Here is a 22,304-nt window from a genome sequence, read left to right as displayed (position 1 = left end):
TAAGAAGTTAATTATTACTTTTGCAACCTCAAAATTTGGCCTATTCGTCTAGTGGTTAGGACTCAAGATTTTCATTCTTGCAACAGGGGTTCGATTCCCCTATAGGCTACCAAATTTGATATCATGCCGGATTTAAAAATTCAAGAAGCAACATTGCTTTTTAAGAAGATCCACTCTAACCCAAAAAGTTACGACTTGAAAGTTAATGAAGATGGGATAATAGGCAGAGATGACAAGATAAGTTTCAGACTTTACAGGTATGGAGAGAGGGTAGCCTTTGAAGTAACTATAGATGGACTAACTTTCACCAATACTACTGGAGAATGGAACAACGCAATGATAATGTTGGGAAATATTATCAAGAAAATAGATAAGGAACAAGAAAATTTTAAAATAGAACAAGCAATAGACAAACTGAGAAAATATTTATCTGAAGAAAATTGAAATTATTTAAAAATAAATTTGGCAGATAAAAAAAAAGTTTTTACTTTTGCACTCACATTTGAACGATATGGCAAATCATAAATCAGCATTAAAGAGAATTAGACAAAACGAAGTTAGAAAAGTTCGTAACAGATACTACCACAAAACTGCTAGAACAGCAATGAAGGTTTTGAGAAATGAAGAAGACAAAGCTGCTGCTGCAGAGCAATTGCCAAAGGTTATCTCTTTGTTGGATAAATTAGCTAAGAAAAATATTATCCACAAAAACAAGGCTGCTAACTTGAAAAGTAAATTAACTAAGCACGTTAATAAATTAGCGTAATACGGATAGTTGGCCCGTTCGTCTATCGGTTAGGACCTCAGATTTTCATTCTGGTAAGAGGGGTTCGATTCCCCTACGGGCTACTAATAAGAGTTGTAAACTTATAAAAACAAAAAATCTAACACATTAAGATATCTTAGTGTAATGGTAGATGGCCCGTTCGTCTATCGGTTAGGACCTCAGATTTTCATTCTGGTAAGAGGGGTTCGATTCCCCTACGGGCTACAAAAGCTGCAAACAATGTTTGCAGCTTTTTGTTTTATAGTCCCTCTCATTCATAAAGACGAGATTTTTAAAAATTTATTTATATATCTCTTTGCAATATATACTATAAGTCCTACCTTTGCAGTCATCAGATGATAAGATGTATATGACACAGATCAAAAAAAAGACATTAGCTCAGGAAGTTGCAGAAAGACTCACCGAAGGAATACTCAATGAGACTTATTCAATCGGTGATCAGCTACCTACGGAGCCGGAACTGATGAAAGTATATGGTGTGGGACGCTCGAGTATTCGCGAGGCTATTAAAATACTATCCATTAAAGGTGTATTAAGTGTACAGCAAGGTGTAGGTACATTTGTGGTTTCAAAAAATGTCCAGGAATCTCTGGAAACCCAGATGAGCAATGCAGAAATTGAAGAAGTAGAAGAAGTACGATCTCTGCTGGAGTCAAAAGTTGCTGCAAAAGCAGCTCTCAATCATACGGAAGCCCAACTGAAAACCATAAAAGAATATCTGGATCTGAGAAATAAGTTTGCGGAAGAAAATATGGCACTGGAATGTTACCAGGCTGATATCAATTTCCATTTATCCATAGCGGAAGCGTGTGGAAATAAACTCCTGAAAGAAATTTATAAAATAGCCAGCAGACAAGTCCTCAGAGTCTTTGAAAGCAGCCATAAAAACAATACTGAAGCATTCAGGATTTCACAGAAATTGCATGCGGAACTCTATGAATATATTAAGAACAGAGATGCGGCTAATGCGGCTCTTGTTGCTGAAAAAATAATTCACAAACTATTATAAAAAAAGATTTTCTATTAACAACTTAAAATTCATCAGATGACAAGATGAATTAAAACTATTATTCTATGGACACTGTACAGACAAAAACAATTGACACCCATAAGATTGTTTATCCCATTCTCTTTATGATCAGCTTTTCTCATTTTTTAAATGACCTGATCCAATCTACAATTCCTTCCTTGTATCCCATTCTAAAGGGAGAGTTTAAGCTGTCATTTTCCCAGATTGGTATTATTACCCTGGTGTTCCAGCTTACCGCATCTATTCTACAGCCCTTTGTTGGTATATACACAGACAAAAAACCTAATCCAAGGTCACTGGCTATAGGTATGGCGCTTTCCATGGCAGGATTATTACTCCTTGCGGCAGCACATGAGTACTATGTTATTCTCATTTCAGTTGCACTCATCGGAATGGGATCTTCCGTTTTTCATCCTGAGGCTTCACGGGTTGCCCAACTGGCTTCCGGTGGCCAGAAAGGGCTGGCCCAGTCTATATTTCAGGTGGGAGGAAACTCGGGAAGTGCAATCGGTCCCTTATTAGTTGCACTTATAGTCCTTCCCTTAGGCCAGGGTTATGTGGGACTATTTGCTATAGCTGCTTTCATTGGTATTATTGTTTTATGGAGAATTGGAAACTGGTATGCTGAAAGGCTATCCATAAGAAAGACAGTAAAACATTCAGATATGGTCGTACACATAGATCTTTCAAGAAAAAAAGTAATATTCTCAATTACTATCCTTTTAGCCCTTGTATTTTCTAAATACATCTATCTGGCATCAATGACCAATTACTTCACATTTTTCCTTATTGATAAGTTTCATATTTCAGTAAAGGATTCCCAGTTGTATTTGTTCATGTTCCTTGCAGCAGTTGCAGTAGGAACGATCCTTGGTGGCAAACTGGGTGATAAATACGGCAGAAAGAAAATAATCTGGATTTCTATCTTGGGTGCTGCTCCTTTCACGCTTTGTCTTCCTTATCTTTCTTTGATGTGGACAGTTATTTTTGCAATTCTTATCGGATTGATCATTGCATCCGCTTTCTCTGCTATTCTGGTTTACGCTACCGATCTTATGCCGGATAAAATCGGATTAGTAGCCGGGTTGTTTTTCGGATTCATGTTTGGAATGGGAGGTATAGGATCTGCTGTTCTGGGGGCGGTAGCAGATGACACCAGCATAGAATATGTATTTAAAATATGTGCTTTTTTACCTCTTATGGGTATTATTACCGCATTTTTGCCTAATATAAAAGGAACAAAAAAACACTGATTATAATTATAAATTTGGTAAATGTAATCCCCCTTTATACATGGTAAAGGGGGATTATTTTAGTCTCATTTTCAATAGATTATACATTAAGCCATCGTTAATTCTTAATGAATTTTTTCCACTATAGGTAGAATTAAAATACATAATACAATATTTGACATCCCTTTATAGATAAGGGATTACTTCATTTTCAACGACTTGCTTAGGTTAAGGAAAAATTAAAAATCATTATTAAATCACATAAATATGAAATAAATACATTATCGTAACCTTTTTTTTTGTAATTTTAAAATTCTAAAAACTAATTTCTAACATATGAAAACAAATCTATTCGCAGGCCAAAGCATGACGAAAAAAGTAGTCTTGGCTTCTTTACTATTGTTCCTAATGAACACAATGTCTTTTGCACAACTTAACAAAGTGTACGCAAGCAGTCAAACAAACCGGGCATATGGTATCTGTGTTGCTTGTTTTGTACAAAATCCAGAAAACGCAGTAGGCAGTAACGAAAACGACTACTCTACCCTACTTGTTCCTATTGGATTATTAGGAAGAACAGAACAGACTCTGATTTTCCCTACGTCCAATATCATTGCTGATACGAATAAACTTGTCATTGGTGTTGGTACAGATCAATCTATTCTTACTGCACAATTAATAGGTGGATTATCTGTAGAGACATTTCTTGGCGATGTTTCCAATAATGATTATATGAACATCTTTGATGATGTGCTTAAGTTGGGCGGTACAGATGCAAGTAGAGGAGCTCTTGAACTTACTATGAACAAACCTTTCGACCGTGTGAAAATAAGCCTTAACTCAGGATTGCTTAACCTTAATGGAGGTTTCCGTATTTATTACGCTTATCAGTACAAAGATCCACACATCAGTTTAATGGCATACAGCAAGAATGGTCAGGTTACCCTTGATGGAAATGTACCTTTCGAAGGATCTGACGTTGCATTAATCAATACATCAGGAAAAGAAGTGTATCGTTCAAAACTAAAATCAAAAACGTTTGAATCTACACTACCGGAAGGAGTTTATATTATGACCCTTACAACAAAAGAAGGAAAAATATACTCTCGTAAAATCATGATTAAATAAAAAAACATGTAATAACAACATGTGAAAAATACGGCAGGCTAAAAGCCTGCCGTATTTATTTGTAATCAATTTAGAATAATAATGATCATTCTGTCGCTGAATATTTTCAACTCTGCTAGAGTAAGCGTTCGGGTAATCAGTTAAAAAACGGATATATAATCTGTTTCATGGTATCTTACAAAAGCCCTTAATCTATATAAAAAACCCTCTATCACATGATAGAGGGTTTAATGTATAAACTATTCTTTAAGAATTTAATTCTTAATAAATTTTTGTTGATAAACTGCCTTGTCAGTAACCACCTTTAGAATATAGATCCCCTTAGTAAGAGTGCTTACATTGATTTGTCCATTACTGAACTGAGTAGGAATAATTTTTCCGGAAGCATCATATACCACCGCATTCAATACTTTATCTTGAGTTTTAATATTAAGAACATCTGTCGCAGGATTAGGATAAATTCCCAATTCAAGCTTTCTAACGTCTGCTGTTCCTAATGTAGACAAATTAGCATTTACTACAAGTGATTTTTCCACAAGCTTTCCATTTGAATTAAAGCTTATAACAACTGTAGAAGTTCCCGTATTTTGTGGTGTTAATACCAACTCATCATTTGTATTAATCACAGCATTTACAACTCCTGAATTACTATTGGACTTTACAGTTTTTACAATAGCTAACGAAAGGTTATCAGCATCAGAAACCACTGTTTTAAGGTCGATGGTAGTCGTACTGTTCACTGTAGTTTGTGATGGGAATGTACTTTGTACAACTGGAGCAATAGTATCCGGGAACACGGTAACCGCAGGAAACCAATAATAATCATTTAATATTTTAGTATTGGTAAGAGCTCCTGTACTACTGAATGTATGTACCCAGTTTTTCTGATAGTGTGCTCCATAACCACTTTCTGTTGTATTCAAAATCAATTCATCCGTAACAGGATTTACACGCAAAGCAGCTCCATAAGGAATCTGCTTGTAAGTTCCCGTTTGTCCTGGAATTGCTGCAAAGCTTTCGTTAAATGTTTTATTGGTAACATCAAATTTCACAATCTGGCTACCCGAAGAGAATGCATTAATTGAGTTGATCCAGTACAGCGCATTTTGTTTGGTACTATACGTCAATCTTCCGGCATACCATGCTCCCCAGTCTCCAATGTATTTAGTGGTAGGAATAGCATAATCTGTTGTTACAAAAGTAGTAGGATGGATATTCACCAATTTCTGTTGCTTAATCGCCCAAACACTTCCATCTTTAGCCTGCACAATTGAATAAAATGCACCTGCAATAGTCTGAACAACAGCGTTGGTATTCGGATTGATCACAAGAATCCCCCCGTTTTGTGTCACAGCAAATACATATTGCGATGTACGAATCATATTCCCAATCTGGCCTTTACCATTAGTTTCGGGCACTAAAGTTCCAACCTGCAAATTATCAATATCAAATAAAAAGATTCCGGTAGTGGTCCCAATATATCCCTTATGTTCATTGACACCCAGGAAAAACCTTCCGTCTCCTCCTCCAATAGTATTAAATCCAGCGATCTTTTGCATGGTAGTGGCATTCGCTACAACAAGTCTCCCTCCAGGTGTATATTGTGTATCACCTCCATCAGCAGCCTGTTTCGAAATAAAGTAAAACTTATCACCATAGATCGTTCCATACTGTGTAGTAGCTCCGAATGCTTCATTATTATTTTTGTCACTATATATTCTATAGTTGATCTGTCCATTATTATTTACAAAATTAACAGAGCCATTGGTATGCCCATACCAATCTTCATTTACCATAAAATAGCCATCTGTAAAAGTTGCCGGTGAAGCATAAGCGGATACTGATGTTAATGTTGTAGAAATCGGCTGATCAACCATTCCCGGATAAAAATTCCAAAGATCCCATGCTCCGTTTTCTAAAGTACGGCTGCTGGCACCTAAACTAGAATATCCAAAATCGGTATCTGTAGGATTCTTCACCCAATAAGACCAGTATCCGGTAGTCCAGCCAGACTTCCAGTGATCATTAGCCGCATCTATCGCTGTATAATCATCAAAATCATATGCTGTCGTATTGACGATACCATTTAAAGGATACAATGGATATGTTACATTGTTATTCTTGTATAATCCATTGGTCCCTTGTCCGTTCAGATCAAAACCAAGTCCTCCGATCGCTGTTCCGAAAGTAGTTCCCTGATACAGCAAAGAATAAAAACGGTGGTCCGCTTTAGCAATGGCCTTTAGCATATCCTCTCCTGTAGCATTTCCATCCCACTTAAATCCCCAAACTAAAGCATCAGGATTTTTTCCATCATTCCATTGGACAACAAAAGCCGCCTTTTTAGAACCCGTCCCCACCCAGTACTGAATATCAGAAAAACTGGTTACGGTAGTTGTTGTTTTCAGCCCATTTTTATGTACTGAATTTTGTTTGATGTCATTTCGGGGCACGCCCTGAACTGTGATCTGTGCATTCGTGAAAAATGCAAAGAATAACAGTAATGTTAAAAGATAGATCTTTTTCATTTTTAAATAAATTTATTGTTGAATTTTATTTTATGTATAAATCGTACGCTCCTGCTACTTCCGTAGACACTTCTCCCAGCCAGCCTGCTTCCTGATTGATTCCCGTATGCACTTTTACAAAATCGATCCCCGGAAGCTTTACATATTTTCCGCTCTTATCTACAGCCCAGGAAATATCAATATTGGATGCCTCATCATTATTCGGAGCGTTATCCGCGTATCCAAAGTCATATGATTTACCAATCCAATAAGACCCATTTCCACTCTGATCGTAAAAATTGTTTTGTAATCTAGTTCCTGACAAGCTGTAAGAAGCATCAGAAATCCATAAAGGGAAATAGCTGTGGTCATGGAACCCGTTTTTGGTTTTAAATCCGGTATTTCCCTGGTTATCCTGCCATTTAATATATTCGATATCAGTTTGCCATGGCTCACTTCCGGGAACAGGAAGTTTAGTTTCATTGGGTTTGAAATAAGTGATGCTGTAATTCTTTACGGTTGTATTTTTAAAATATTCGCTTCCAGCAATTTCGTACCATTCATTATCATCAGGTTTCCCGTTTTTATTTCTGTCATAAGCCACCATAATAATTCCCGGCTCACAAGAACCCGAACGTGGATCGTTAGCATTATTTCCCCAGAAAGCATTTCCAAGAATCTTAAAATCCCGGCCGTTCATATTTGGAATCGTATGATCAAACCCAAAAACAACATAGCCCCCGAATCCTCCTAAACTGATCATTGTGGAATTTGAGCCGATTAAAGATTCCCTGGCTTTTTGCAACATAGTATTGGCTGTATTTCCAGCAAGATATTCAGGAATTTCATTGGTAAACTGTCCTATTGCAGGGCGGAAATCCAGTACACTGGCAATATATTTACTGTAGGAACCCGGCTCCTTATTTACAATAATGGTAGATTGATATGTTTTCACATTTCCATTTTGTTCTATTTTCAGTGTCAGTGGATATGTCTTCGCGTAAGGGCTGATAAAATCGAGTTCAGATCCTTCAGAAATAATGGAATCTTTAATACTCCAGGTGAGTTTACCAGGAACATTTGCGGGAATATTCAGTACCTTAAAACGATTGATCGTGTAAGACTCTTCCAATCCCTTAAATGAAGACTCTTCATCTCTGTCACTTTTACATCCTGATATTCCGGTTAAAAGAAATATAACCAGTACAGCAGGTATTATTTTTAAAATTTTTCTGTCCATATCTAAGATTCAGTTATTTATATAAAAAGGTAAAGTGAGCCGGAATATTCCCTCCTTCCGTTTTCCATTTAAAATGACCATTTTTATTAAAGCAATAGACAAATCCCGTGGATACATAATTCCTCGCATCGGTAATATAAATATCCTCAGTAATGGGATTTACAGCAATTCCATAAGGAGCCTTGATTGCATCTGCATATTCCTGATCGATAATTTTATCAGAAATCACCTGTTCGGTCTTTACATCAATAATTCCAAAAGTTTTAGTATAAGAATGGGTATTATAATTGAATTCATTTCCATAGTAATAAAGCTTATCATTCACAATGGTCATTTCACTCACTGCGAGATGAAAATCTTTTTTCACAGTTCCGGTTGCTGCATCAACGAGAAATAAACTTGATGGTACATTGTAATAATCTCCTCTTGAGCTTACATACAAATCCCCGTAATTATCCTTTTTAAGGCGGTGAAGGTTGATTGCAACATTTATTTTTTTACTTTCTGTAAATGTATTGAGATCGATCACAGAAACAGTTTTATCATAATTTGGAACCATATACCCTCCTGAATTAGCTACAAAAAGCTGGTTTCCCACAATCTCAATTTCTTCAGGCTGATATCCTACGGTAACTTGTCTTTGAATAGCAAGGGAAGTCGTATCAATCTCCACAACTTTTCCTTTAGGAGAATTAGGATTAATATCAACCGGCCCAGCGTAACTGCTGGCATAGGCTTTTCCATCTTTGAATTTAATGTACCTGCAGTTTTGTAACTGGATTGTTTTGATTCGCTTTGCTGTTTTTGCATCCAGCACCTCGATTTTATTGGATACATTCACCACAACATACAATTTACCTCCGTAAATCTGAATATCATTTCCCACATCGCCTAATTCTTTGACAACATTGGGATTAATTTCTGCATAAATATTCCTTCTGTAGTTTCCTGTTGTATAATCAAAAAAATCAAGTGTGCATTTATTGCTCCCCATATTTCCTTCATTCAAAACATAAAAACCTTTGATTGCAGTATTTTCCGGTTGTGTAAGACCCGTCTCAACTTCTTCTTTCGGAGTGTATTCATCTGTTCTGCATGACAGTAATGAAAACGCAATAAATAAGAACACGTAATAGCTTATTTTTTTCATAATGTATAGCTTACAATAAGTTTAAAATTTCTTCCTGGCATTGGATAGTTCCTTACCACATCATAGTGCTGATTCAAAGTATTATTGACCTCAAAGCTTACCTTGAGCTGGTGAGAATACCAGTTAAACCTTTTCTGAATCGATAAATCGTGTGTATACCAGGGTCTGATGAGATTATATTCAATATTGTTTTGTTGTGCATCATAACGTTTCCCCGTATACATAAAGCTATAATTAAAGCTCCACTCCTTATAATCAGCCATCAAAGTAAAAGTTCCTGAATGCCATGGCACATAAGGAATCTGATCTCCATAATATGACTCCCCTTTTTCAGTAAAATCGCGTGCACTTTGGTAGGTATAGCTCAACAATGGTTTCAATATTACTTTCCCAAGGTCCAGCTCAGCCTGTATATTCACATCTGATCCTATGATATGAACATCTCCAAGATTCGTCATCATCCATCTGAAAAGATTGGTTGTGGGCACTGCAATGATCTTATTTTCCACTTTGTTATAATACCCGTCTGCCTTGAAGTAAATACTTTTCAGAACCTGATGGTTATAAGTCTTCTGATAAGTAAAACCTACGTCATATTGATTGGTAAATTCAGGTTTAAGAAAAACATTCCCGATCATGGTATAGTACAGGTCATTGAAAGTCGGCATTCTAAAAATCCTTTTATAAAATGCTCTCACTGTTAAATTCTTAAAGGCCAGTGGCTGGTAACTCAAAAATGCAGAGGGTGTCCATTCACTCTTATCCGGCGACTTGGAATTACGTTCAACATTCTCCCGAATAAAAGTGCCTAAAACACTTCCAAGAAACTTAAACCGGTTCCATTGGTAAGTGGTTGCAAAAGCAACCAATGAGGTATAACGCGTGGGAAATGAGAAAAGCTTAAGATCGGAATCCAGATTATTATACTGGAAATCAACATTAGCACTAACATCCCAGTTTGGTGTAATTGAGTAAATATTGGAAGATGATAAATATAATTCTCTCTGGATATATGTATTATCCGTTTTTAAAGCCGTTTCAGCTACATTTACCGTATCCATATACCGGGTATAGTCGTAGGCAAATTTAGCTTTGAGCTGAGTCTCAAATTTTGGAAATATTTTTTTCCTTAGGTGAGCCTGAACAAAATAATTTCTATCAAGTAATTTTTGTCCTTTCGGATCAAAACCATTATTCACAATTGCTGAGGGAATCCCACGATCTGAAATATATCCGTAGCCCCGGACATTCCAGTCTCCATTATTCAGATTTCCCTGCAGGCTGGTCTCAAATCTTTTGGCAGTAATATAAGAATCATATCTTGTTGCAATTGTATCATTGGCTATAGTACCATCGGGGTGTTTTTTCTGGTATTTGTATTTATATTGTCCGTCACTCTGTATAAATTCGGAGCTGAAACTTGCGGAAATTTTATCTGAAAGCTTTTGCTCCAATCGAAATGACGGGTTGAAAAGATCGATTGAACTGTTTTTTATTCTAAGTACAAGATTCGTTTTTTTATTTCCGGAAAAATAAGGAGTCTTGGGTTGGAGATAAATTGAGCCGGAAGATCCAAAATCTTTTGCAGGCTGAAAGATCTCACTTTTCTGTCCGTTGTATAATGAAATTTCTCCGATATCATCCAGCGAAAACTTTCCCAGATCGATGACCCCGTTTTGTGCGTTTCCCAATTGAATCCCATCATAGAAAACACCGACATGCTGGCTACCCATGCTTCGGATATTAACCGTTTTCAATCCGCCAATTCCACCGTAATCCTTGATCTGTACTCCCGAAAAATAGCGTAATGCATCGGCTACGGACTGGCTGTTCAACCTTTCCAGCTGTTCTCCTGAAAGAGTTTGAGCGGGAAGAATTTCTTTAAAATCTTTTTTATAAATGGTAACCGGAAGGATCCCTTTTTCCTTTATACTATCTCTTGACTGAGAAAAATAAAGCTGGTTAATTAGCACAAGGATTGTGATAATTATTTTTTTAGTTGTAAAAGTAAATTTCGGTTCCATTAGCTCATTGAGAATAATCTTGACACTAATGGATATAAGAAAGCAGCAATAACATTGTACAGCCATAGCTGCACAGAAGCATTGTTGTCCTTAGCTTTATTCCACGAAAGCATCAAACTTAAATCTTCTGGCAGGTCTTCTGACTTACTCCATTTTTGAAATCCTTCCCATTAAAAACAGTGGATATATACATCAAAAATTTTGGTTTAGAGTTTACAGCAGCGGGTCTGTTCCGGATTTACACCGGATTCCCTTTTAAAAGCCTTTTACAGCTCACCAGATTCCGGCAAAGATAGAAAATTCTTCTTAGAAACAATATTATACTTAATAAAATGATTTTCAACAGAATAAAAACAAACATTCCGTTACATGAGTAACGGAATGTTCATTTGATTTTTATATCCCAAAGTTAATAAACACACTGAATCTGGATTTAGCTTCAATGTTTCCACCCGCTAGGTTTGAATAGGCAGGAAGCATCAGTTCACTACCCAGGCTCCATTTACTATAGGAAAGTTCAAAGCCTAATTTTCCATATAAAGCACTTCCGGCAGTATCCGGTAAGGCTTCATCAAATTGCTTATTCCTATCATATACTTCTCCCTGTAATCCGGCTTTCCCGGAAAAGATCATTTTTTTGTCCGCATAAAGCTGATAAAATCCGGTAGCTGCATAGTTCCATTGGTTTCCAAACTGATAATACTTCTTATTTTCACCTTTAACAGTATAATCCGTATTAACAATTACCGCAACTTTGTTCTTTTGGTATTTATAATTCACAACCATCTGATAATCCCAGCTTCCTGTTCCCAATTGGAAACTCGGATTCACTCCCGTAATTCCTTTTTCATCAAATCTTCCTAACGGAACTTTTATTCCTAATCCTCCATTTAATTGGTGAGATGCATCTTTAGAATTGATCAGCTGATAAATACCCATTACATTCAGATCCCCTATTCCATTAATTCTGATGTCTCCCTGCATTGTTTTTTTTTCATGAAACTGAAAAGGGAGACTCACGTAAGCACTCAGCTTTTTCGTAATGGGAACTTTTCCCCATAACTGGATGGTATTGAAGTACTGATCCTGGGTGAGATCATTCACAAAAAGGTTTTCTTTGGCTTTATAATGCTGTGCAAAATATTTTATTCCTATAAATTGAGGATTAAGCAAAGACTCAAATCCTGATGATCCATTTCCTGCAGCACAGCCACAAGCATCACAATCATCATCAAAAAATTTGCTGGGGTTAAAGCTATTTTCAGGAATATACAAACTGTCTCTTATGGGTTCTGCATAGGCTATTTGGCATAAAAATAAACCCAATACTATTAAAAAAATGTTTTTCATGTTTGATTAAAATTTATTCTGAGAATTTTGGGTTGGTAACAAAGTCTTTATCAGATAGAGTTTTCAGGAAAGCAATAATGGACTGCTTCTCCGCATTGTTCATCGTGAGTCCGATATGTCCGTTTTGTTTAAGCAGCGGATCAAGGTTAGGATTGTCCTCTACATTATCCGAGTAAAAATTAAGAACAGCATCCAGGGTATAGAATCTCCCGTCATGCATATAAGGTGCTGTATATTCCACATTCCTTAAGCTGGGTACCCGGAATTTCATCCAATCTACCTGATCCAATGTTACCCTGTAACGCCCGGCATCCTTAAACTGACTATTGTAATACATTCCTGTATTGCGGAAACTTTCATCCGTAAACAATTCTCCGCTATGGCATGAGGAACATTTCTGCTGGAATAGTGCCATTCCCTTCATTTCCGTTGTAGTAAAAGTTGCTTTTCCATGCTTATACTGGTCATACTTAGAATTACCAGAAATCATCGTTACCATGAACTGTGACAAAGCCTTCAAAACCCTTTCCCCTGTAATATATTCATCACCATAAGCGGCTTTGAAAAGATTTCTATACTTACTGTCGGCATTTAATTTAGCAATCACTTCAGGCATTGAACTATCCATTTCGTTTGCGTCGGTAATAGGAATAATGGGTTGCTCATTAAGGTTATGAATTACCCCATCCCACATATATCGCTTTAAGAATGCCATATTCTGGATGGGAGGGGCATTGCGTATTCCGATCCTGTCATCCACCCCATGGCTCACATTATGCCCATGGTGCGTAAAAGCATTTTCCTGTATATGGCAGAATCCGCACGAAATGGTATTATTTCGGGAAAGCCTTCCTTCGTAGAATAATTTCCTTCCCAGCTCTACTCCATTTTTGGTGACCGGATTCCCAGTTTTATCAAACGTCATTTCAGGAAAATAAGCTGGAAACTGTAAGTTATAAGCCTCATCCTTTTCCAATGGCTCAATAACCTCATCTGAGCACGATATGATATTAAAAAATGTAACAATAATCAATCCTGCCTTCAGAATATTTTTAATCTTCATCATTATGAACGTGGTTTACGGTAAACATTTTAGTAAGGTTGTTGGTTACACTTACCAAATGCGGACTCGATCCCATCATCATATCGTTAGATGTATTCAGGGTAAGTTTTGTGTCACCACTCAGATACTGATTAAGATCGGCCAGAATATGAATCGACGGTCTTATTTTTCCGGTCACTCTCGCCGTTGTTGGGAGGTCTAAAGTAATTTCCCGGTATAAATCAGGAGTATTATTAGCCGCTACATTTCCCATATTTCCCGTATGATTCATAAACTCCTTCTCTGCAGCAGTACTTCCGTATTTCCCTTCCAGCTTTACAAAAACATAGCCCGCAGCCCAGGACCAGGACATCCCCTTTGTTTTAGCTTTATTCCAAAACTCTGCCTGCCCGTCCATTCCCAGGAGATAAGCATTCTGGCTGATTCCCAGACCGAACTTCACTTTTTTATAATTGTTTTTAGGAATTCCGGTAAGGTTTACATAAACGATTCCTGCTACGGCATCTGCCTGGTCTATGATAAAGGCTCCTTTATCAGGATTATTTTCATTGTATTTAAATTCTTTTCCGGATTCATCAATCAGGCTGATATTACTTATAATATATTTTAAAGTAGAAAACTGGTGTTTTTGTCCGCTTGAAGAAGTTTGGGTTGTCTGATTCAAAACAATACCGCCAAGGTTATTGAATCCGTTTTCAAACTTTATCTGTAGGTTTCCCGGTGTAGTATCCTGTGAATTATCCCTATCGTCATTACTTTGACATGATGAAGCACTAAGTAATATAAGGCCAATAAACAATAGAGATAAAAATTTATAAATTTTCATTGTTGATTTTTTTTAAGTTGTATTTGTTTGAATAGAAATAAGCATCGAATGTTGAAAACATTCATTTTCTCAATCCCAATAAGCATAAAAGTTTTAGCACTTTAGAATTATAAAGTGAATCATGAAACAATTATGAAGAACACATGAGTGTGGAAAATCTGTAATTTTCGCAGTACGTGAGCTTTAACAATTGGAGATAAAATGTATAAACAACCTTAAAAAACCGGCGGCCTGAAAATATGTTTCAGGAAAAGAAAAGAGTAATTCTTTTGATAAATAAAAGTAAAATTGTGATCGTATGTTAGACCTGTGTTTTTTATTTCTGTAATTTCCGGAAGGATGTAGATATCAAGAATTTTTTGTCCGGAAGTTTTTCCCTTACTCAAAGGGGCTGTTTCTGTATCATTGGTTTTAGCGAGTTCTTTACTCAAATAACATTTACCATTACAATTCAGCTCTGGTTTGTTTTTGTTAACACAAAGAACCTCAGCAATATAATCATAATTTACAGCATATTCCATGATGGGGATCAGAGGTCTGACCACGATATAGAAGGTAAGGAATATGCTGCAAATATAATTCATGATCTATTTTTTGCTCAGTGCGTTTTCATATCTCTTACTTACCTCTTTCCAGTTTAATACATTCCAGATCGCGGTAAGATAGTCAGCTCTCTTATTCTGATATTTTAAATAATAAGCATGCTCCCAAACATCAATTCCAAGAATTGGAGTTCCTTTTTCTTCTACAACATCCATTAAAGGATTATCCTGATTAGGTGTTGAAGAAACAAACAACTTCCCGTTCTTATCCACAGAAAGCCATGCCCAGCCGGAACCAAAACGATCAGCTCCTGCCTTGCTCATTTTCTCTTTAAAGGCATCAAGACTTCCAAAAGTTTCTGTAATTGCTTTTAGTAATTTCGCAGAAGGTTGAGTATTTTTCTCAGGCGTTAACATGGTCCAGAAAAGTTCATGGTTAAAATGTCCTCCGGCGTTGTTTCTGATCGTTGGACTAAGAGTTGAAACTTTAGAAAGGATCTGGAATAAAGTCTCTTTTTCCTGGGGTGTTCCAGCAATTGCCTTGTTTAAATTACTTACATACCCCGCAGCATGCTTTGTATAATGGATTTCCATCGTTTGTGCATCTATTGAACCTTCCAACGCATTGTAAGCGTATGATAAAGGAGTTTGCTTGAATTGCGCAAAAGCAAATTGCGCCGCCAAAACTGCACCTAAGGCAGCTATTTTCATAATCTTCATAATGTTTTGTATTTATGGTTTAACATTTTTTTAAAGAGTAAGTTTGATGATGGAAGACAAGGGTCAAAGACCTTTATTCACAATCAATATACTTCCTGACATCCAACTTTTAATTTAATAACTTCTTAATATCTTCAATCAGCCTTTCCCTGTCCGGATGATATTTGCCGGTAAGCTGTGTTTCTTTTCCTTCAGGATCCTTATAGTTTAATCCTGAATAGTAAAGGATAGGCATATTGTCTTTATTATATCTGCACCGGATATTTCCTTCCTGATCAACAAGCGCAATCATCCCGCTGTGATTAAGACTCTCTCCCTCATCTTCTTTATCCCCAACATAGATATTGAACTGATCCGCAAGGTTTCCAATGTACGTCCGGTCTCCGGTTAAAAAATGCCAGTTGGGAGATTTTGCTCCGATTCTATTGGCATGTTGTTTCAACGTTTCCGGAGTATCGTTCAACGGATCTATGCTTATGGAAATAATCCCAAACTCAGGATTGTTAATCTCCTCTTCGATCACTTTCATATTGCTGTTCATTACAGGACAGATGGTGGGACATTTACTAAAGAAGAATTCCACCAGATATACTTTGCCCAGCATATCTCTATTGGTAATCTTTTTATTATTCTGATCGGTAAGCTCAAAATCAGGAACCTTCATTACAGTATAAAGGTTTTTTTTAAAATAGCTCATACCGAAACCTACTCCCAGGAAAATAACTGCAATAATTGCAATGGGAATAACGATCCTGCTTTTTGAGCTTTGGGCTATTTTTTTATTTTTGGACATATTTTTCAGGATTTTTGTTGAATTCGTCCTTACAGGAAGCACTGCAAAAACCGTACACCTTGTTCTTATATGTTGCTGTAAATTTTAAATAATCTGCCGTTTTCATATGACATACAGGATCTTCAGCGTTGACTACTTTTACCTTAAGGTTCTCCTTTGGAGTCATCATACTTTTACTATGCTTTACTTTAGGTGTTTCCTGGGCACAGGAAATAAATGATACTGACAGCAGCAAAGCTGTCAAAATGAATATATGTTTCATTGGATTGAAATGAAATTTATAATAATGGATTAATTCAGAGATGTGATTAAAACTAATCACATAATAAATAGCTAATAAAGATTAGGTATTCGACTAGTAAATTAGTTATTATACTAAAGGAGGATGGAATATCCTGGAAAAATAATCTGAAGAATGCGATTTGATATAGCCTGGATTAGCAACTTTTTGCAAGATTTCAAATCCTTTGGCATCAGCAAATGAAAGAATATCATTGGAAAGAAATACATCAATAACAGAAATTTTTATCGTTTGTGGCCCCGATTGCTTTTCTGTTTTAGCGAGTTCTTTTTCTACATAACATTTACCCTTACATGTAGATTGCGGTTTATCTCTGTTTTCACAGAGATTTTTTACAATATAATCATAGTTAACCGCATAGTTCACTAATGGCAATACAGGACGTATTGCTATGGTAAAAATAATGAATATGGATATGAAAAGTTTCAATGATCAATTCTATTCCACAAATATACTACTCAAATTCTTTTTAAGTATAATTTATGATGAAAGTCATCGATATTTTTCAGACAGAAGCCTCACTGAGATCCAGCAAGGCTTCTTATAATTAAGTTTAATTATGGTTTATGATTGAAATTTCATCCTTTGAATCCTTACGGCATTCAGGATTGCAATCAGTGAAACTCCGACATCTGCAAAAACCGCTTCCCACATGGTCGCCAAACCTCCTGCACCAAGGATCAAAACAATTCCTTTTACCACAAATGCCAGGGTAATGTTTTGCCATACAATCTGTTTGGTCTTCCTACCTATATTAATGGCCATAGGAATTTTACTTGGCATGTCATCCTGTATTACAACGTCAGCTGTTTCAATCGTTGCATCACTTCCCAGTCCACCCATTGCAATTCCTACATCACTCAAAGCTACAACCGGAGCATCATTCACTCCATCACCCACAAAAGCAACCGTCTCATTTTTAGCTTTGATAGCTTTTACTTTATTCACCTTATCCTCTGGAAGTAAATCCCCATAAGCGTTCTGAATTCCCAAAGTATCCGCTACATATTTTACAACTGAGCTTTTATCGCCACTCAGCATGGTTGATTTTATATTTAATACTTTTAATTTATTGATCGTTAATTGTGCATCGTTTTTAATGGTATCTGCAATAGTAAGATATCCTACAAACTTATTATCATAAGCGACCGCAATTAATGTATACACAATATTATCCGGGTTGATATCATACTGAATATTGAATCTATCCATCATTTTGAAATTCCCAACCAATAAATCTTTTCCATTAATTGTTGCTTTCAGCCCGTGCCCTGCAATTTCCTCTACGTTTTCCATAGGAATGGAATGATCTATTTCTCCTACATACTCATGAATAGCTGTTGCTACAGGGTGCGTACTCTGGCTTTCTAAAAGGTTTACCAGTTTCAATATTTCATTTTTATCAAACTCAGGCTTGAAGTCCACTTCCTGAACTTTGAAAACACCTTCTGTCATTGTTCCGGTCTTATCCATTACAACATTCTGGATTTTAGCAAGTGCATCTAAGAAGTTACTTCCTTTGAACAGAATTCCATTTCTGCTTCCCGCTCCAATTCCTCCGAAATATCCCAAAGGAATTGAGATCACCAATGCACATGGACAAGAAATCACAAGGAATACTAAAGCTCTGTACAACCAATCTTTAAATTGATAGTCCGCTACAAAGAAATAAGGTAATAATGCAATTGCTATAGCAAGCAGAACAACAATCGGAGTATAAACTTTCGCAAATTTTCTAATGAATAATTCGGTTGGAGCTTTTTGCGCTGTAGCATTTTGAACCAGCTCCAGGATCTTACTCAGTTTACTATCCTGATATGCAGTGGTAACTTTAACCTGGCTAACAGTATTTAAATTGATCATTCCCGCAAGCACTGCATCACCTTTGGTTTTGGTATCCGGCTTACTTTCCCCTGTAAGTGCAGCTGTATTAAATGAAGCAGTTTCTGAAAGCAACTCTCCATCCAGCCCTAATTTCTCTCCGGATTTCAATTGAATAATTTCTCCTATACCTACAGTCTCTGCTTTCACTATTTGGGGTTGCCCACCTTTTAAAACAGTTACCTCATCCGGACGCTGATCTAATAATGATTTGATATTGCTTTTCGCCCTTGTAACGGCCAAAGTTTGAAATACTTCTCCAACGGCATAAAAAAGCATCACTGCTACTCCTTCAGGATATTGGGCAATAACAAATGCCCCAATTGTTGCAATCCCCATTAAGAAGAATTCTGAAAACACATCTCCTTTAATGATGCTTTCATAAGCCTCTCTTAATACTGGAAGTCCAACAGGAATATAGGCCGCTGAGTACCAAACGATCCGAACCCAACCGGTAAACCATTCTGTTTTTATATAATTGTCTAAAGAGACACCGATCATTAATAAAACAAAAGAGATTACTGCAGGTAAAAACAACTGGAAAGTCGTTTTATCTGAGGTATCATGAGAGTGACCGTGATCATGGCCATCTCCTTCAAAATGATTGTGCTCTTTTTTTTGAGGTTTTGTATTACAGCATTCTTCCATAACTTATAATTTTCAACAAAATTAATTTTAAAACAAGTGCAATACTATTGCAAACTTTCCAAACAATCTTCGCAAATCCCTTTAGCAAAAAGCCTTATTTCATCAATCCGGAAATTAGTTTGGATATTATCTGGAAATGAAATATCTTCTTTACAGGTGGTTTGCTTACAAATTTTACAGTAAAAATGAAGATGCCAGTCTTTATGTGTTTTCTCGTCACAATCATCATCGCAAAGCTTATACTTGGTAGTTGTATTTTCCTGTATCCCGTGAACAATTCCTTTCTCTTCAAAAGTTTTTAAGGTCCTGTAAATAGTTGTTCGGTCTGCATTATCAAAATGACTTTCAATTTCAGACAATGACAAAGCGGCTTCCTGAGAGCTCAAAAAATCATATACCAGGATACGCATACTTGTTGGCTTCGTATTTTTGTCTATAAGCTTATCTTCTATATCTTTTTTCATTTCTGATATTTTTTATTAATAATGGGTAACATCTTCCTGATAACTTTCTTCCTCAATCTGAAAAGTAGTATGGCTGATGGTAAATCTGGATGTTGTTTCTTCGGTCAGTTTTTCCAGCAGCTGATTTTGAGTAATTGTATCATCTTTAACAATATGAGAACTCATTGCATTTACGCCGGAAGTAAGGGACCACACATGGAGATCATGCACGCTTTTTACACCAGGAACCTGTTCCAGTGATTTACGTAACAGATCAATGTCTACATCTTTGGGAGTACTCTCCAGTAATACATTAACAGCTTCCTTAAGAAGTCGCCAGGTTCTGGGAAAGATCAGTAAGCCAATTGCTGCCGAGATCAATGGGTCGGCATAGTACCAGTTGGTTGTAAGCATAATTACACCTGCAATCATAACTCCTACAGAAGTAAGCATATCCGAAAGAACTTCAAAATACGCACCTTTCATATTAAGACTCGCTTCGGAATCTTTTCTAAGGATCAACATTCCTGCAATGTTTACTAAAAGTCCTATTCCTGCAACAATCAACATTGATTTACTCTGCACTTCTGGAGGGCTTTTAAATCTCTGATAAGCTTCAAATAAAACATACACGGAGATTCCCAGCAGTACCACGGCATTGATCACCGCTGCCAATATTTCTGTACGGTAATATCCAAAAGTCTTTTTGGAGTCCGCTTTCCGTTCTCCGATTTTTATTGCAATAAAAGCCAGTAACAATCCTACCACATCTGTAAGCATGTGAGCGGCATCTGCAAGCAACGCAAGACTATTGGTAAGAATTCCTCCAATAACCTCCGCAATAAGATATGCTCCACTAAACGATAATACAATAAGAAGATTCTTTTTATGTTTACTGGCTGCGGAAACTGTTTGTGTGTTTTTTTCGTTCATCATTTCAAAAATAAGTTGGGTTACATTTCGTAGTACAAAGGATTTTCTTTCTTCATAGGAACATTCTTTTCCCCGACCATCTGTCTCAGGTTAATTTCTATTGTCTGTGCTAAAGAAGTCATTGGGGTATCAACAGGGGTATTTTCAAAAGGATCCTGCATGATGATTGATGTTCTTTCTATAGCGATAAACATTGTAGGAACTAAAATAGTGACCAATACTTCGATTATCAATTGATTATCATCCAATCCAAATGGTAAAATAGCAGCAAATACATAGATTAACACATGGACCAAAATACTATATGACCGGGGGAAAACCGTATTCTTTAATCGCTCACATTTTCCCATGCTATCACAAAGCTTTGTAATGGCATCATTAAGTTGTAATTGTTGAAATTCTGAGATTTCCCCTGAAGAAAAAGCTTTTCTTACCTGCCTGGAATGTTCATCGAGTAATGCATTCGGAACATTTAAAGCATCAATTTGATGAGCAGTAAGATATTCCTGTACCTTTACAGAAAAGGGCAGCTTTCTAAGCGATTCCCCTAACGCAAAAGTCCAGATGATCTGTCTTTCCGCGAATTCCTGTGCTTGTTTTTCAGGTAAAAACTGAATCGCTAATCTGATCAAAGTCCGGGAATCGTTTACAATGGCTCCCCAGACAATTCTTGCCTCCCACCATCTTTCGTAAGATTGTGAAGTACGGAAAGCCAATAACAGAGAAACGGCCGTTCCCACTAATGCAGGAATATTCAGAGGAAGTGATATTTTTCTAAATCCGGGAAGTAAATCTAAAAGCCCTATACAAAAAGCAAATATGCAAATGAAAAGAATCTGAGATTTTATTTCATTAATGAAATACCAAATGGATAATCTTTTGTTTAATAACATAATTATTTTTTTAAATTAAGTTCTAACCCTTTAAGATCTGTTGTTTTCTAAAAGTTTCGTTTTCATTTTTAATACTTTAAGTACAAAGTACATCATCATTGTAATGATCGTACCAGAAATGAACAACAAATTATGATCAGAATGATCTCTAATCCATTCTCCTGTAATATCGAACAGCGTAAAGATCAAAAACATAGCAAAAAGCCCATTCTTTTCTTTCTTCAACACCTTTTTTAGACTAAATGAGAGTTCGTTTTTCCTAAACAATCCTAAGTTAGGAATAAAAACCGGTACTTTGGATGCCCAGCTTCTATATTTTTCTCCAAATTTTCTTTCTAAAAATTGTTCCTCTGCATAAATAATCCGCTCATAATAAATCCAGTAAAAAAGAATGAAGGCAACGACAAACCATAAATTTTCTGTAAATAAGGCAAGTCCCAGCCACATAAAAAAGTTCCCAAGATATAAAGGATTTCTTACTACACTGTATATCCCTGTTGTATTAAGTGTATCAGCTACCTGACCTTCTGAGGTATTCCTTCCCGAGGTATTTTTAGGTGTATATCCCACTGTATAAACTCTAATCCCTAAACCTACAGCACTTATTAAAAGGCAGGCAAATTCGTATAGAATTTCGCAGCTCGTTGTTTCTTCTTTTAAATTCATTTGAACAGAAACCACAAAACCGATAAATAAAATACCTATCGGTAATGTGCTTCTATATTTGAAAAGCCAATTCCCTTGTTTTTCAAGTTCTTCTTTTAAAGCCATCTTGTGAAATAATATTATTGTGTTTTTTTGTCGGAAGGCTTT

22 protein-coding genes, 3 tRNA genes and 1 riboswitch are annotated in these 22,304 nt (G+C 36.4%); of the genes, 8 read left to right on the top strand and 17 right to left on the bottom strand.

Annotated elements, in window-relative coordinates; all coding sequences use genetic code 11:
- The first annotated feature begins 37 nt into the window (after nt 1–37).
- From AC0INN_RS12915 to AC0INN_RS12880, 8 genes are all read left to right on the top strand, one after another.
- Nucleotides 38–112: transfer RNA gene (locus AC0INN_RS12915), tRNA-Glu, on the top strand.
- An 11-nt stretch (nt 113–123) separates the two neighbouring features.
- Nucleotides 124–444, top strand: coding sequence for a hypothetical protein (locus AC0INN_RS12910; RefSeq protein WP_172284615.1), 321 nt, complete (start codon nt 124–126; stop codon nt 442–444).
- A 67-nt stretch (nt 445–511) separates the two neighbouring features.
- Nucleotides 512–766, top strand: coding sequence for a 30S ribosomal protein S20 (gene rpsT, locus AC0INN_RS12905; RefSeq protein WP_273650527.1), 255 nt, complete (start codon nt 512–514; stop codon nt 764–766).
- A gap of 11 nt (nt 767–777) precedes the next feature.
- Nucleotides 778–849 (top strand) — tRNA-Glu (locus AC0INN_RS12900).
- Nucleotides 850–919: 70 nt separating this feature from the next.
- A tRNA-Glu gene (locus AC0INN_RS12895) sits at nt 920–991 on the top strand.
- A gap of 145 nt (nt 992–1,136) precedes the next feature.
- A complete protein-coding gene (locus AC0INN_RS12890) occupies nt 1,137–1,796 on the top strand; it encodes a FadR/GntR family transcriptional regulator (protein WP_306613486.1) in 660 nt (219 codons plus the stop codon).
- A gap of 65 nt (nt 1,797–1,861) precedes the next feature.
- Nucleotides 1,862–3,070, top strand: a complete 1,209-nt coding sequence (locus AC0INN_RS12885; protein WP_306613484.1) for an MFS transporter — start codon at nt 1,862–1,864, stop codon at nt 3,068–3,070.
- Nucleotides 3,071–3,385: 315 nt separating this feature from the next.
- Nucleotides 3,386–4,177 (top strand): T9SS type A sorting domain-containing protein, encoded by a 792-nt coding sequence (locus AC0INN_RS12880; RefSeq protein WP_306613482.1) that lies wholly within the window; start codon nt 3,386–3,388, stop codon nt 4,175–4,177.
- A 254-nt stretch (nt 4,178–4,431) separates the two neighbouring features.
- Here AC0INN_RS12880 and AC0INN_RS12875 read toward each other — a convergent pair whose 3' ends face one another.
- The 17 genes from AC0INN_RS12875 to AC0INN_RS12795 all read right to left on the bottom strand — a co-directional run bounded on the left by AC0INN_RS12875 (nt 4,432) and on the right by AC0INN_RS12795 (nt 22,262).
- Nucleotides 4,432–6,705: a T9SS type A sorting domain-containing protein gene (locus tag AC0INN_RS12875; protein ID WP_306613480.1), complete on the bottom strand. Its 2,274-nt coding sequence runs from the start codon at nt 6,703–6,705 to the stop codon at nt 4,432–4,434.
- A 25-nt stretch (nt 6,706–6,730) separates the two neighbouring features.
- Complete coding sequence (locus AC0INN_RS12870; RefSeq protein WP_306613478.1) at nt 6,731–7,924, bottom strand: cell surface protein; 1,194 nt, start codon at nt 7,922–7,924, stop codon at nt 6,731–6,733.
- Nucleotides 7,925–7,937: 13 nt separating this feature from the next.
- Nucleotides 7,938–9,074 (bottom strand): YncE family protein, encoded by a 1,137-nt coding sequence (locus tag AC0INN_RS12865; RefSeq protein WP_306613476.1) that lies wholly within the window; start codon nt 9,072–9,074, stop codon nt 7,938–7,940.
- Complete coding sequence (locus AC0INN_RS12860; RefSeq protein WP_306613474.1) at nt 9,071–11,098, bottom strand: TonB-dependent receptor plug domain-containing protein; 2,028 nt, start codon at nt 11,096–11,098, stop codon at nt 9,071–9,073. Before AC0INN_RS12860 ends, AC0INN_RS12865 begins: the two co-directional genes overlap by 4 nt.
- 112 nt (nt 11,099–11,210) lie before the next feature.
- A riboswitch (cobalamin riboswitch) is annotated at nt 11,211–11,394 on the bottom strand.
- 100 nt (nt 11,395–11,494) lie between these two features.
- Nucleotides 11,495–12,448 carry a transporter gene (locus AC0INN_RS12855; RefSeq protein ID WP_306613472.1) on the bottom strand — a complete coding sequence of 318 codons (954 nt, stop codon included), beginning with the start codon at nt 12,446–12,448 and terminating at the stop codon, nt 11,495–11,497.
- Between the two features lie 13 nt (nt 12,449–12,461).
- On the bottom strand, nt 12,462–13,514 hold the full coding sequence (locus AC0INN_RS12850) for a cytochrome-c peroxidase (RefSeq protein WP_306613470.1): 1,053 nt from the start codon (nt 13,512–13,514) through the stop codon (nt 12,462–12,464).
- Nucleotides 13,501–14,337 carry an MbnP family protein gene (locus AC0INN_RS12845; protein WP_306613469.1) on the bottom strand — a complete coding sequence of 279 codons (837 nt, stop codon included), beginning with the start codon at nt 14,335–14,337 and terminating at the stop codon, nt 13,501–13,503. Before AC0INN_RS12845 ends, AC0INN_RS12850 begins: the two co-directional genes overlap by 14 nt.
- A 215-nt stretch (nt 14,338–14,552) precedes the next feature.
- The gene (locus AC0INN_RS12840) at nt 14,553–14,921 is read right to left on the bottom strand and encodes a hypothetical protein (RefSeq protein ID WP_172284639.1); all 369 of its coding nucleotides are present in this window, start codon (nt 14,919–14,921) and stop codon (nt 14,553–14,555) included.
- 3 nt (nt 14,922–14,924) lie between these two features.
- Complete coding sequence (locus AC0INN_RS12835; protein WP_172284641.1) at nt 14,925–15,599, bottom strand: superoxide dismutase; 675 nt, start codon at nt 15,597–15,599, stop codon at nt 14,925–14,927.
- A 109-nt stretch (nt 15,600–15,708) separates the two neighbouring features.
- Nucleotides 15,709–16,392 carry an SCO family protein gene (locus AC0INN_RS12830; RefSeq protein WP_373428015.1) on the bottom strand — a complete coding sequence of 228 codons (684 nt, stop codon included), beginning with the start codon at nt 16,390–16,392 and terminating at the stop codon, nt 15,709–15,711.
- A complete protein-coding gene (locus AC0INN_RS12825; RefSeq protein WP_172284645.1) occupies nt 16,379–16,654 on the bottom strand; it encodes a YHS domain-containing protein in 276 nt (91 codons plus the stop codon). The genes AC0INN_RS12830 and AC0INN_RS12825 overlap by 14 nt, the downstream gene beginning before the upstream one ends.
- Before the next feature lie 108 nt (nt 16,655–16,762).
- A complete protein-coding gene (locus AC0INN_RS12820; protein ID WP_306613464.1) occupies nt 16,763–17,122 on the bottom strand; it encodes a hypothetical protein in 360 nt (119 codons plus the stop codon).
- Between the two features lie 135 nt (nt 17,123–17,257).
- Nucleotides 17,258–19,222 (bottom strand): heavy metal translocating P-type ATPase, encoded by a 1,965-nt coding sequence (locus tag AC0INN_RS12815; RefSeq protein WP_306613462.1) that lies wholly within the window; start codon nt 19,220–19,222, stop codon nt 17,258–17,260.
- Between the two features lie 44 nt (nt 19,223–19,266).
- Nucleotides 19,267–19,686: a Fur family transcriptional regulator gene (locus AC0INN_RS12810; protein ID WP_172284650.1), complete on the bottom strand. Its 420-nt coding sequence runs from the start codon at nt 19,684–19,686 to the stop codon at nt 19,267–19,269.
- Nucleotides 19,687–19,701: 15 nt separating this feature from the next.
- On the bottom strand, nt 19,702–20,598 hold the full coding sequence (locus AC0INN_RS12805; protein WP_273651073.1) for a cation diffusion facilitator family transporter: 897 nt from the start codon (nt 20,596–20,598) through the stop codon (nt 19,702–19,704).
- Nucleotides 20,599–20,618: 20 nt separating this feature from the next.
- Nucleotides 20,619–21,491: a bestrophin family protein gene (locus tag AC0INN_RS12800; protein WP_172284652.1), complete on the bottom strand. Its 873-nt coding sequence runs from the start codon at nt 21,489–21,491 to the stop codon at nt 20,619–20,621.
- A 30-nt stretch (nt 21,492–21,521) separates the two neighbouring features.
- Nucleotides 21,522–22,262, bottom strand: coding sequence for a methyltransferase family protein (locus AC0INN_RS12795; protein ID WP_306613459.1), 741 nt, complete (start codon nt 22,260–22,262; stop codon nt 21,522–21,524).
- Between the last annotated feature and the right edge of the window lie 42 nt (nt 22,263–22,304).

The organism is Chryseobacterium subflavum (assembly GCF_055762745.1).
Note: the sequence above shows the minus strand (reverse complement) of the source record. Positions and strands in the feature narration are given on the sequence as shown.